The sequence below is a fragment of the Bacillus sp. EB106-07-01-XG149 genome (assembly GCF_058791555.1).
This window is the reverse complement of sequence record NZ_JBYTDP010000010.1, coordinates 14,350-26,500: the sequence shown is the minus strand read 5'-3', so window position 1 is coordinate 26,500 and position 12,151 is coordinate 14,350. Positions and strand designations below refer to the sequence as shown.

Annotated in this window: 17 protein-coding genes; 9 read left to right on the top strand and 8 right to left on the bottom strand. The window is 35.1% G+C overall.

The window, feature by feature from the left end:
* Window positions 1–65 precede the first annotated feature (65 nt).
* Window positions 66–797 (top strand): pyruvate formate-lyase-activating protein, encoded by a 732-nt coding sequence (gene pflA, locus AC3WTA_RS25795; protein WP_000589742.1) that lies wholly within the window; start codon window positions 66–68, stop codon window positions 795–797.
* Between the two features lie 412 nt (window positions 798–1,209).
* Entirely contained in the window at window positions 1,210–2,376 is a 1,167-nt protein-coding gene (locus AC3WTA_RS25790; protein WP_000594704.1) for a diglucosyl diacylglycerol synthase, read from the top strand.
* A gap of 369 nt (window positions 2,377–2,745) precedes the next feature.
* Here the strand turns inward: AC3WTA_RS25790 and AC3WTA_RS25785 are convergent, their stop codons facing one another.
* The 4 genes from AC3WTA_RS25785 to AC3WTA_RS25770 all read right to left on the bottom strand — a co-directional run bounded on the left by AC3WTA_RS25785 (window position 2,746) and on the right by AC3WTA_RS25770 (window position 5,951).
* On the bottom strand, window positions 2,746–2,865 hold the full coding sequence (locus AC3WTA_RS25785) for a YfhE family protein (RefSeq protein ID WP_000358484.1): 120 nt from the start codon (window positions 2,863–2,865) through the stop codon (window positions 2,746–2,748).
* Between the two features lie 110 nt (window positions 2,866–2,975).
* Complete coding sequence (locus tag AC3WTA_RS25780) at window positions 2,976–3,533, bottom strand: GNAT family N-acetyltransferase (protein WP_000914737.1); 558 nt, start codon at window positions 3,531–3,533, stop codon at window positions 2,976–2,978.
* 241 nt (window positions 3,534–3,774) lie between these two features.
* Window positions 3,775–4,905: an amidohydrolase gene (locus AC3WTA_RS25775; RefSeq protein ID WP_000698308.1), complete on the bottom strand. Its 1,131-nt coding sequence runs from the start codon at window positions 4,903–4,905 to the stop codon at window positions 3,775–3,777.
* Window positions 4,906–5,045: 140 nt separating this feature from the next.
* Window positions 5,046–5,951, bottom strand: a complete 906-nt coding sequence (locus AC3WTA_RS25770; protein ID WP_070169382.1) for a TIGR01777 family oxidoreductase — start codon at window positions 5,949–5,951, stop codon at window positions 5,046–5,048.
* Window positions 5,952–6,032: 81 nt separating this feature from the next.
* Between AC3WTA_RS25770 and recX the strand changes: the two genes are divergently transcribed.
* Together recX and AC3WTA_RS25760 are read left to right on the top strand one after the other, a co-directional pair.
* A complete protein-coding gene (gene recX / locus AC3WTA_RS25765) occupies window positions 6,033–6,845 on the top strand; it encodes a recombination regulator RecX (RefSeq protein ID WP_000268514.1) in 813 nt (270 codons plus the stop codon).
* 10 nt (window positions 6,846–6,855) lie between these two features.
* Entirely contained in the window at window positions 6,856–7,173 is a 318-nt protein-coding gene (locus AC3WTA_RS25760) for a YfhH family protein (RefSeq protein WP_001057030.1), read from the top strand.
* Window positions 7,174–7,237: 64 nt separating this feature from the next.
* On the opposite strand, the gene AC3WTA_RS25755 is transcribed toward AC3WTA_RS25760, so the two are convergent.
* Together AC3WTA_RS25755 and AC3WTA_RS25750 are read right to left on the bottom strand one after the other, a co-directional pair.
* On the bottom strand, window positions 7,238–7,390 hold the full coding sequence (locus AC3WTA_RS25755) for a YpzG family protein (RefSeq protein ID WP_000122093.1): 153 nt from the start codon (window positions 7,388–7,390) through the stop codon (window positions 7,238–7,240).
* A gap of 46 nt (window positions 7,391–7,436) precedes the next feature.
* Entirely contained in the window at window positions 7,437–7,595 is a 159-nt protein-coding gene (locus tag AC3WTA_RS25750; RefSeq protein WP_000517891.1) for a small, acid-soluble spore protein K, read from the bottom strand.
* 123 nt (window positions 7,596–7,718) lie between these two features.
* Here AC3WTA_RS25750 and AC3WTA_RS25745 point away from each other — a divergent pair, with 123 nt between their 5' ends.
* Window positions 7,719–7,985 carry a YfhJ family protein gene (locus AC3WTA_RS25745; RefSeq protein ID WP_000997857.1) on the top strand — a complete coding sequence of 89 codons (267 nt, stop codon included), beginning with the start codon at window positions 7,719–7,721 and terminating at the stop codon, window positions 7,983–7,985.
* A gap of 24 nt (window positions 7,986–8,009) precedes the next feature.
* Here the strand turns inward: AC3WTA_RS25745 and AC3WTA_RS25740 are convergent, their stop codons facing one another.
* On the bottom strand, window positions 8,010–8,990 hold the full coding sequence (locus AC3WTA_RS25740; protein WP_000379132.1) for a metal-dependent hydrolase: 981 nt from the start codon (window positions 8,988–8,990) through the stop codon (window positions 8,010–8,012).
* A 149-nt stretch (window positions 8,991–9,139) separates the two neighbouring features.
* Here AC3WTA_RS25740 and mutY point away from each other — a divergent pair, with 149 nt between their 5' ends.
* Window positions 9,140–10,237: an A/G-specific adenine glycosylase gene (gene mutY, locus AC3WTA_RS25735; RefSeq protein WP_000171389.1), complete on the top strand. Its 1,098-nt coding sequence runs from the start codon at window positions 9,140–9,142 to the stop codon at window positions 10,235–10,237.
* 35 nt (window positions 10,238–10,272) lie between these two features.
* Here mutY and yfhS read toward each other — a convergent pair whose 3' ends face one another.
* Window positions 10,273–10,497 carry a mother cell protein YfhS gene (gene yfhS, locus AC3WTA_RS25730; RefSeq protein WP_000275433.1) on the bottom strand — a complete coding sequence of 75 codons (225 nt, stop codon included), beginning with the start codon at window positions 10,495–10,497 and terminating at the stop codon, window positions 10,273–10,275.
* Between the two features lie 125 nt (window positions 10,498–10,622).
* On the opposite strand from yfhS, the gene AC3WTA_RS25725 reads away from it, so the two are divergent.
* The 3 genes from AC3WTA_RS25725 (at window position 10,623) to ntdP (ending at window position 12,134) form a co-directional block, all read left to right on the top strand.
* Entirely contained in the window at window positions 10,623–10,904 is a 282-nt protein-coding gene (locus AC3WTA_RS25725) for a gamma-type small acid-soluble spore protein (protein WP_000039032.1), read from the top strand.
* A 188-nt stretch (window positions 10,905–11,092) separates the two neighbouring features.
* Window positions 11,093–11,353 carry a YgaB family protein gene (locus tag AC3WTA_RS25720; protein ID WP_000997573.1) on the top strand — a complete coding sequence of 87 codons (261 nt, stop codon included), beginning with the start codon at window positions 11,093–11,095 and terminating at the stop codon, window positions 11,351–11,353.
* A gap of 250 nt (window positions 11,354–11,603) precedes the next feature.
* Window positions 11,604–12,134: a nucleoside tri-diphosphate phosphatase gene (gene ntdP / locus AC3WTA_RS25715; RefSeq protein WP_000506626.1), complete on the top strand. Its 531-nt coding sequence runs from the start codon at window positions 11,604–11,606 to the stop codon at window positions 12,132–12,134.
* The last annotated feature ends 17 nt before the right edge of the window (window positions 12,135–12,151 follow it).

The following is a 12,151-nucleotide window of genomic DNA, read 5'->3' as shown; positions in this document are numbered from 1 at the left end:
AAAAAGTGTCCCTCTGCTTTTTATAAATAGCAGAGGGAGGCTGCTTCAATAAAGGAGGAAGTAACATGATAAAAGGAAGAATTCATTCTGTAGAGTCTTGTGGTACTGTTGATGGCCCAGGAATTCGTTATGTCATATTTACACAAGGGTGTTTATTACGTTGTCAATACTGTCATAATGCTGATACGTGGGAGATCGGTAAAGGAAAAGAAATAACAGTTGAAGAAGTTATGCAGGATGTGACATGTTACCTTCCTTTTATTGAAGCTTCTGGAGGCGGTATAACAGTTAGTGGTGGTGAACCATTATTACAGCTAGATTTCTTAATTGAATTATTTAAGAAATGTAAGGAAGTTGGAATCCATACAACAATTGATTCTTCGGGTGGTTGTTATTCTGAAGAACCAGAATTCCAAAATAAGCTAGATATTTTAATGGATTATACAGATTTAGTTTTATTGGATTTGAAACATATTGATTCAAAGAAACACCGTAAATTAACAGGGAAACCAAATGAACATATTTTACAATTTGCTCGTTATTTATCGGATAAAAATAAACCAATTTGGGTAAGACACGTATTAGTTCCTGGTGTTACGGATAATGAAGAGGATCTACAAAAATTATCTAGCTTTATTCAAAGCCTGTCTAATGTTCAGAAGGTTGAAGTGCTACCATATCATAAGCTTGGTGTATATAAATGGGAGGCACTTGGGCATAAGTATCCACTTGCGAATGTAGAACCACCTACTGAAAAAAATGTAGAGCAAGCAAGACATATTTTACAAGCAGTCTAATCCAAATATTGGATTAGGCTTTTTGCTTTCTTTACAATAAAACCTAGAGTATGTATATAGAAAAGAGTATACTGAAAATAGAATATCCATATTTTTGTAAGGAATAAGTGGAGAAATTTACATAATTGTAAAGGGAAATCAAAATAGTAAAAAGAATTAAGAAGTAAAAGAGTGAGTATCATGGAATAGAGAACATTTGTAAGTTATTGCGAAAGCTCTTATAGGAAAGTATAATGTAAAGATATGAGCACAGATAGGATTAAGGGGTCAATCTTATATGCTTTGCATATCCACGACAGGTACATAGCTGAAAGAGAAGTATTAGAATCTGTTTATGTAATTTTTAAGGAAAATGTTTTTCCTATTGTCGTATATGCAATATGGAGAAACAATAAGCTAGGAGTGGATTTGTTTGATAAAAAACCCCAAGGTTTTAATATTAACTGCACATTACGGTAATGGTCATGTGCAAGTAGCGAAAACATTAGAACAAACATTTCGCCAAAAAGGAATTAAAGATGTAATTGTATGCGATTTGTTCGGAGAATCACATCCAGTTATAACCGATATTACAAAATATTTATATTTAAAAAGTTATACAATAGGAAAAGAATTATACCGCTTGTTTTATTATGGCGTAGAAAAAATTTATGATAAAAAAATAGCATCTTGGTATGCGAACTTTGGAAGAAAACGTTTGAAATTACTTTTACAAGCAGAGAAACCGGATATTGTTATTAATACTTTTCCGATCATAGCTGTACCAGAGTTAAAAAAGCAAACAGGTATTTCAATTCCTGTGTATAACGTATTAACTGATTTTTGTGTGCACAAAATATGGATTCATCGGGAAGTAGATCGTTATTTTGTAGCAACTGATCACGTAAAAAAAATTATGATTGATATTGGTGTGCCCGCGGAGCAAATTGTTGAAACTGGAATTCCGATTCGTAGTAGTTTTGAGCTGAAGATCAATCCAGACATTATATATAATAAATATCAATTATGTAAGAATAAAAAGATTTTACTAATTGTAGCAGGTGCTCATGGGGTATTAGGAAGTGTAAAAGAACTATGCCAATCATTTATGTCAGTACCTGATTTACAAGTAGTTGTCGTTTGTGGAAAAAATGAAGCGTTAAAACAGGATTTATTAGGGGTTCAGGAAAAAAATCCTGATGCATTAAAAGTATTTGGTTATGTTGAAAATATCGATGAATTATTCCGTGTTACTTCTTGTATGATTACGAAGCCGGGCGGTATTACGTTAAGTGAAGCGGCAGCATTGCAAGTACCTGTCATTTTATATAAGCCTGTTCCAGGACAAGAAAATGAAAATGCGCTGTACTTTGAAAGAAAAGGAGCTGCAGTTGTCATTCGTGATGATAGTGAGGTTTTTGCAAAGACAGAGGCGTTATTACAAGATGATATGAAGCTTCTTCAAATGAAAGAAGCGATGAAAAGCATTTATCGTCCGGAGCCAGCTGGTCATATTGTGGATACAATTTTGACAGAAAATCATGTAGAACCGAATCATATACCTATTAAATCACCTGCTCTTGCACAATTATTTACTTAATATGAAACCCTCTTTTATATGTTTAAAGAGGGTTCTTTATTGTTTTATAAGATAAAGTGGTAACTTATCCACATGAAGATTACGTTTTCATTAAACAGTAAAGTCGAAATATTAACAACTATATCCACATTGTCCACAATTTTTAGAAAACTATCCACAATTCTAACATTTACTATGCGTTACAATATATAAATTTGTGAAGGGTTTGTTGAATTTATTCACAATTCTATAAATTGTGTGGATAACGTTATCCACACAAAAAAGGTTCCTTATTTATAAGGAACCTTTTTGTCTATTCTATCACGTAGAAAAAATATGTAATGAGAATGAATAATTAGGGGGGAAAACGTCTAATTATTCATTCTCACTTTAAATACTTTTCGAGCGATAACCCGCTGCGCGATCTGCTTTGCGAAATTCTCGTTGGTAGAGAACTTCTTGTGTACTAGATAATGTGTTTTTTGCTTTGTCACGTTTCTTTTTATCCATTACAAATCACCTCGTGTCCTAAAGTCACTATCTATCGTTTCCAAAGACATGGGGTGATATACGTATATGGCAAAATGTTAATGATTAATTATTTTTTCTAAAAATTTAGATTACGCTTCTTTTAATTGGTGAGCATCTTGGAACGTTGTATCTCGCATTGTAGCAAGTGTATATTGATCTTTTGGGATTTCATATAAGTTATATACTTCTTCATTTGCGTTAATTTCATCATAAACGGCTTTTCTTGTTTCGTTTGCTAGATTTACATATTGTAGTTTTTCGGCAGCTTTAATAGAACGAATATTTATTTTACGAATACGCATAAAGATTGTTTCAATATCTAATTCATAGAAAAGTTCACTAAAAAATGAATCTTTCGCCAATTTATTATAGCCTTTTCCATGATAGGGTTTGCCAAGCCATGTTCCGAGAAATCCGGCTTTTTCTTGCACATCAAATAAAGTAATTGTTCCGATAGGGTTACCCCATTCATCTAAAATTGTGCGTGAAATTAATTCCCCACGCTCTTCAGCTTCAATCGTTTGTTTCGTTAAAAATAAATACTCCTCATAAGAATAAGCCTTTTGACGCACAAAAGGGAAGACAGCTGGGTCCACCATTAACTCGTATAGAACGTGGCTGTCGTGTAAGTCGCGTTTTTTCAACATACTAACTCCTCCTCACACGAGGGTAGCATGACGAAAAAACACCCCACCCTCGAAATTTTTATATCAATCTTTAAAAAATTTCGGGGTGGGAATCGAACCCACTAGAACCAGTTTCTAACGCTGGTGGCGCACCATTTGCCTTCCCCATTCATCAATTTGAAAATGATAATCACGACACAAATTGATTATGGTTTCATTCAGTTTATAATCGTATAATACTTTATCTAGTCAAAAAAATAAACTAGTTTTTTTTATTTTTTTTGTAAATTATTTTTCCGTCAATCATGGTTAGTACAGGCTTGGCTAAATAATGGAAAGGATGATGAGTCCATAACACGAGATCAGCGTCTTTTCCAACCTCAATGCTTCCAATTCTATCCTCTAAACGTAAATTTCGTGCTGGAAATATAGTGATTCCTTCTAGTGCAGTTTTTTCGTCTAATCCTTCTCTTACTGCGACAGCAGCACAAACATTTAAATATTGAATTGGTGTATAAGGGTGATCTGTTGTTATAGAAACTTCCACTCCATTTTTCGATAATATATGGTAAGTATCCCATGTTTTGTTTTTAAGTTCGATTTTAGAACGGCGTGTAAGAGTGGGGCCAACTGAAACCTTCAAATTGTGTTTCGAAAGCTCTTCAACAATAAAGTGTCCTTCTGTACAATGTTCAATACGTAAATCGAGATTGAACTCTGTTGCAAAGCGTAGAGCAGAACTAATATCATCTGCTCGGTGAGCGTGGATACGTACGGGTATTTCGCGGCGTAATGCTTTTAAGATAGGAAGCATTCGAAAATCAGCTTCATGCCCGTAGTGCTGTGCTTCATAGAATGATTCCCGAAGTAACCCCATAATTCCCATACGTGTTATGGATTCTTTTGTTCCATTACTATGGACCTTTTTAGGATTTTCTCCAAAGGCAATCTTTAAGCCGGCAGGTTCTTGAATAATCATATGATCAATGCAAGTTCCAGCTGTTTTTATTACACAAGTCGTACCGCCGATAATGTTTTGACTTCCTGGCATAACGTGAACAGTTGTGATTCCGTTTTGTACAGCATCTTGAAATGCAATATCAAAAGGGTGGATTCCGTCCAAAGAACGGATATGTGGTGTTGAAACTTCAGATGTTTCATTTGCATCATTGCCAGCCCAACCAGTACCTTCATCATAGAGACCAAGATGAGTATGGACATCAATAAATCCAGGTAAAAGATGAAGTGCACGAGCGTCTATAACTGTCATATCTTGAGTGGGTTGAATGGAAGGCTTGACCTCGGCAATTCTTTCTCCTATAACGAGTACATCCCCTTGAAATTTTTGGGATGTAATAGGATAGACAATGGCTTGTTTGAGCAATATTTTCATAGGTACCTCATTTCTGTTACTTTACAATGTTAATGGAATTTAAGGGAAAGTAACTGAAAGGTTATTTGTGTAATAATGCTCCGGATTCTAGAAAATGAAAGTTTTGAAAGGGGGCCCTGTAAAACTGTGTTTTAGAAGTACTACATTGTATGCGAAAGTACATTTTGTAATGCATGGTCTATTGCCGGAAATGTGTATTGATACCCATGTTCAATTGCTTTACTAGGTAATACATGTTGTCCTTCGAGTACAAGTATGCTCATCTCACCCAATAAAGTGTGAAGCATAAATGAAGGGACAGGTAACCAATGAGGTTTTTTCATTATAGTTGCAATGGTTTCTCCAAATTCCTTCATTTTTATAGGTAGGGGAGCTGTGATGTTAAAAGGGCCATCAATTTCTTCTTTGTGTATGATGAAATCAATTAGGCGAACGACATCGTCTATATGAATCCATGATAACCATTGGTTTCCAGATCCAATTGTACCTCCAATATAGAATTGATAGGGGAGTAGCATTTTGGGAAGAGCTCCTCCGTCTGCGCCTAATACAACTCCAAGTCTTGCGTAGATTGTTCGCATTCCAAGAGAACGTGCTTTAGATGCTTCTTGTTCCCATGAATATACTGTATTTGCTAAAAAGTCATTTCCAGGAATCTCATGCTGTTCTGTAAAAGACTCAGTTTCAGACGTTCCATAGTATCCAATAGCACTTGCGTTAATAAATGTATTTGGCTTTGTACCAAGTGTTTGTAATTGTTTAATGAGTCCTTTTGTTGTTTGAATTCTACTGTTTAAAATGGATTCCTTTTGTTTCTTTGTCCATCTACTATTAATAGACTCTCCAGCTAGATTAATAACTACATCGATAGAAGAGAGGGGGAAGGTTTGTAAATCTGGTGTCCATTGTACATACTGAAGGTTAGGGTGGGAAGTTTCAGTAGTTTTGTTTCGAGTAAGAATGTGAACATTATATCCTTTTTGAATAAAAAAAGTAGAAAGGTATTTACCGATAAAGCCGGTACCACCAGAAATTGCGATTCTCACAATTATTTCCTCCTCATTATATATATTCTTGAAAAGCAAAAACGTTCCTTGACTATGTTAAAATAATAGAGAGGTGAGAGTATGGCTGTCATTACAAAAATAGAAGTGCAAAAACGATCGAAAGAACGGTTTAATATTTATATTGATAAAGGTCAAGGTGAAGAATACGGATTTAGTGTGGATCAAGTAATCTTAATGAAACATGGATTACAAAAAGGGTTAGAAATTGATGAACAAGCGTTAGGAAATATTTTATACAATGAAGAGGTACAAAAAGCATATTTACAAGCAATTTCCTATCTATCCTATCAAATGAGAACAAAAAAAGAAGTAGAAGACTATTTACGAAAAAAAGAAGTGGGACAGGCCGTCATCTCTGAAGTCGTTTCGAAATTATTACATGATCGATATATTAATGATAAAGAGTACGCTGTTTTATATACGCGAACGCAAAGTAATGTGAATCGAAAGGGTCCAACTGTTATTAAAAGAGAGTTATTAAATAAAGGTGTTCAGGATCTAATCATTACACATAGTTTACAAGAATATCCGAAGGAAAAGCAAATTGAGAATGCTTTACTTCTTATAGAAAAGAAGAAAAGGTCTTATCAAAAGCATTCCTTTTTACAAATGAAGCTAAAGTTAGACGAAATGCTTGTTCGTAAAGGATATTCTAGAGATGTAATTCAAATTTGTTTGGAAGAATTGAAAGACGAAAAAGATGACGAACAGCAACAAGAAGCGTTACACTATCATGGGAATAAATATTATGAGAAATATAAGAAGTATGATGGATGGACATTCGAAAATAAGATGAAACAAGCGTTATATCGCAAAGGGTTCTCTATTGATGAGATAGAGATATTTTTGCAGATGAAACGTGAAGAGGGATGAGGGGAATAAGATGAATATGCCAAAACGCTACAGTGAAATGACACCACATGAGCTAAGGGAAGAAATTGGGGTTTTGAAAGAGCAAGCAATAAAGGCAGAGCAGCTTGGTATTGTAAATGAGTTCGATGTATTAATGCGAAAGATGGCAATGGCTCGTGCTTATATGACTGATATAAACAAATTTCATATTGGTGAGACATATGAATTAGTAGAAGAACCTGGTATATTATTTGAAATTACGTATTTCAACGGGGTATTTGCTTGGGGACATAAGCAAAATGATAATGAAGAGATTGGAATACCGATTTCTTTATTGCAAGAAAAATGAAAACCAGAGAGCGAATATCTCTCTGGTTTTCATTTTTGGTAGGCGTTACAGGAGATAGGAGATTCTAAAATTGGCGTTTTTTACATTCATTCGCCAGTATAATGAGAGACTGGGTTTGTTGCGTCTGTCCGTTAACTTGCGCTTTTGCATGTTTCGGACGAGTCCACGTATGGTTAAATAATTCAGAACGACTATCTAAGCGATCACGGTAGCTCATCTTTATCACCTCGTGTAGGAAGTTAATTTTTTAGGTTGTACCTGTACTATTCTTCCTGCTGATTTGCAGCACGCATACGTTCTTGTGGGTGCGTGTTAATTGTGCCGTTAGGTCGTTTCGAAGCGAAGCGTGATTTCGCTTTCGGCTGACCATCGATTTTGCTGTTGTTTTTTGACTCAGACCAAAATTCGGCTTGTTTACCCATTGCGAACGCCCTCCTCATCATCAGTTGATACCTCTTTAAGAAGTATCACTTATAGAATGTGCAAAATAGAAGAAACTATCCTTTAGAAATTAAGGGAATAAATAGGTAAAAGGAGAATAGAACATGAATGATATTCACGAAACATTAACAAAAGAACTATTAGACAAAAATGACAAACTTTCTTACGCACAAGCTCGTGCGTGGGTTGAATTATTGTGGGAAGACTTTCAAACAACTTATGCTAAATCAGGTCGTTATCAAGGTGATGAAATGACTGAACAAGTGGTACGAACATGGATTAATAATCATGGAGGTCGCCTTCATGAAATGCGTACAAATAATCCGAAATATAGCCATTTAATCAATCAAGAAGATCATTTGAAACATTAAAAAAAGCGACTTAAGTCGCTTTTTTTAATGTGGAAGTAATTCCAGTTTTTTTCGAAGTTTTTCTTCACTAAAAATCCATCCTGTATAGGAACTAATAATATTTAAATTGTGGTCGAGTTGAACGATTGCAACGAATGGATAATAATCTTTACTGCGATAGCGCAAATCAATGAAGCGAACTTCGTAATAATGATCATAATCGAAAATGTCCCAGCGATATACAGGGGAGAAAGATAGAAATGCTGAGATGTTTTCATCTTGTTTAGCTGCGCGCATAATAGAATTATCTGGGAACGGTATCCGTTCGAACTTATCATAGACCATGATGTTACCACGATGCCATCTAGCAACGTAGTAATAATCAGTTGTAACGATTGCTAAATGATAATGATAAAATCTGTAAGAAGGAGAAATGATTATCTTCTCCACGTGATTGAAACGTTTATATACGACGCTACGTATGTTTCTATGCATCATAATCCGTCCGATATAGTAAACAATCATCAATATATACGCTGCTAAAGCAGTATACCCTTTATGGGAACCTACGAGCATACAAGTAATCGCGAGTAGGTGGATAAAGAAAATGACGGTATCAAATGTATTAATGATGCCGAGTGCTACCCATTTTTTTGTGAAGGGCCGTAATGCCTGTGTACCGTAGGCGTTGAAAATATCTACAAAGACATGAAGAAAGACGGCAATAAATGACCAAAGTAGTAGATGCAAATATGGAGCGTCTGAAAAGAAGGCGAAAGAGATACCACTTATAAGGAATGACCAAAGAATCACTGCAGGAATGGAATGAGTAATCCCGCGATGATTTCTTATATATTTAGCGTTATTACGCAATTTTAAAACTGTATCGATGTCAGGAATATTGGAACCGGCAATTGTAGCAAGCATAACTGCTTGTGGTCCAATATCACTTTGTGCTATGGCTGGATCTAACGTTGCCAAACTGCCTAGAGTAACGCCCATAACAAGGTGAGTGGCTGTGTCCATAGAAATCCACCTCCGTTTTTTATTAATGTAACTCTTTTTATTCGATACCTCAAGTCCTTTGCCTTCTATTTCCTATGTCATCTTACTTAAATTTTTTCCTAAAATCTTTATAATAGTACTTATATGCAAAAAAATGAGGGGGATCAAGTTTGACACTTGAAATATTAAATAATTTTAACATAGAGCAGTTTCAAAATGATTTAATTGATTGGTTTGAAGAAGAGCAACGCGACTTACCGTGGCGTAAAAATAAAGATCCATACCGCGTTTGGGTTTCGGAAATTATGTTGCAGCAAACGAGGGTAGAAGCTGTAAAACCATATTACGCGAATTTTATGGGGAAGTTTCCTACTCTAGAATCTTTGGCAAATGCTGGTGATGAAGAAGTGTTAAAAGCATGGGAAGGTTTAGGATATTATTCTAGAGCACGAAATTTACATGCGGCTGTAAAAGAAGTGAAAGAAGTATACGGCGGGATAGTACCGAGTGATGTAAAGAAAATTGAAAAATTAAAAGGAGTTGGCCCGTATACAAAAGGTGCTATTTTAAGTATCGCATATGGTATACCAGAGCCGGCAGTTGACGGAAATGTTATGCGTGTATTATCTCGCATTTTATCAGTATGGGATGACATTGCAAAACCGAAAACTAGAAAAGTGTTTGAAGAGATTGTACGTGAAATTATTTCGGCTGAAAATCCATCTTATTTTAATCAAGGTTTGATGGAATTAGGTGCACTAATTTGTATTCCAAAAAATCCATCTTGCTTACTTTGTCCTGTACGTGAACATTGCCGAGGATATGCTGAAGGTGTTCAAAAGGAATTACCAGTAAAAAGTAAAGCTAAGGCTCCTACAATGGTACCGATTGTTGCAGGGGTACTTCAAACTGAAGATGGTCGTTACGTCATTAATAAACGTCCAAGTACCGGGTTATTAGCTAACATGTGGGAGTTTCCGAATGCTGAACTTGGCGAAGGGATTCGGAATCAGAAAGAGCAGCTTACAGATTATATGAAGGAAAAATTTGAGCTCTCGATTTCTATTGAAGAATACGCAATGAATGTACAACATACATTTACTCATCGTACTTGGGATATATTTGTATTTTACGGAAAAGTAACCGGTGATATTGTTGAAACAGATACATTGAAATTTGTATCGAAAGAAGCTTTTGAACAGTTACCTTTCTCTAAATCGCATCGTACGATTTATGAGAGTTGTGTTGAGAAAATTACAATGCAATAAACAAAAAAAGTGTTCCCTAGATTGGGAACACTTTTTTAATCGTAAGAAATTTTTGTCCCATGAGTCCAACTAGCATCACCTTCTTGTAAGCCACCTCTTGATTCAATTTCTACTACAATTTCTTTATAGATACTTTGACCTTCTGCATTTAAATACGGCAAAATCTGTTGTAATGAGTGATGAAAATAAGCTAATTCATCTTCTTTCCATTCATTTTTGGAAATCATCGTTAGTTCGGTCATATCGCGTCCTATATACATACTACCACCTCCATTTCCTATAGTTTGAATGAGTAATAAGAGATATATGCGAAATTTTTTCAAAAGAAAATTACGGATAACTTCTAAGTGAATTGGTTACATTATTGGTTGTGGAGGTGAGAAAGATGAGTAAAAAACAACAAGGTTATAACAAAGCAACTTCGGGTGCTAGCATTCAAAGTACAAATGCTAGTTATGGTACAGAGTTCGCGACTGAAACAAATGCACAAGCAGTAAAACAAGCAAACGCACAATCAGAAGCAAAGAAAGCACAAGCTTCTGGTGCACAAAGTGCAAACGCTAGTTATGGTACAGAATTTGCAACTGAAACAGATGTGCATGCTGTGAAAAAACAAAATGCACAATCAGCTGCAAAACAATCACAATCTTCTAGTTCAAACGAGTAATGAAAGAAAAACACTTCTCCATTTCGAGAGAAGTGTTTTCTTTGTGTGCGGGTCATTGTAATGAAAAGAAAGCGAACGACATAACTTCTAATAAGTCAACAAATGTAGTCAAAGGAGAAGGAAGTTAAAGATTAGAAATATGTAATTAGGAATAATAACTGATGAATAAATCTAAAAGGGGGTAAGTAATGAACGATTTTGATAAGTTGGTAGGAGAGCAATTGGAAACGATGGATGAGTTGTTAAAGTTACAAGCTCATCTAGAGAAATATCAGCAAATTGAAATCAGCGAAAAGGATACGTGCGATAAAAAGGAATTACATTTTATCCGCCAAGAAATATATAGAACAGAATTAGCGTTAAAACTGTTACATGAGAAATTTGAAGAGCAAACAAATAGTGTGATTCAATCTTTTGAAACTGAAAAAATGATTTCGAATTTAGGGTAAGGCATATTGTTACCTTCCGGTGAAAGGCCCTTCTTTAGATAGAAATAAGGAAGGGCTTTTTCTATTCCCATTTCCTCGTTTGTAAATCATTCAGCGAAGGCCCCGTCTCCTAAGAAGATTAGGGATATAGTATTCGGTGTGAAAAATAGAGTCTTGTCGCTTTAGTTTTAAAATTTCGACAAAAAAGTTATAATAGAAAAAAAGTGAATGCAGCTCAAAGGGCATTTGCAGTTGAAAGAAGGGAGCATATATGGGATTTCCCAAAGAAGGAGAAAAAGTACAAATACATAGTTATAAACATAATGGCTCCATTCATAGAATGTGGGAAGAGACAACAATTTTAAAAGGGACACAGAGTCTTGTTATCGGAGCAAATGATCGTACAGTAGTGACAGAATCAGATGGCCGAACATGGATTACTCGTGAACCAGCAATTTGTTATTTTCATGCAAACTATTGGTTTAATGTAATTGGGATGCTAAGGGAAGAGGGAGTATATTATTATTGTAATTTAGGCTCACCTTTTGCATATGATTCTGAAGCATTAAAGTACATTGATTATGATTTAGATATTAAAGTATATCCAGATATGACATATACGCTTTTAGATGAAGATGAGTATGAAAAGCATAGTCAAATTATGCAGTATCCACCTGTTATTGATACTATTTTAAAACGAAATGTAGCACAATTAACACAATGGATTCATCAAAGAAAAGGGCCATTCGCGCCAGATTTTGTAGATATGTGGTATGAAAGATATTTAATGTACAGAAATTAAAACAAACCTGCAGGGGA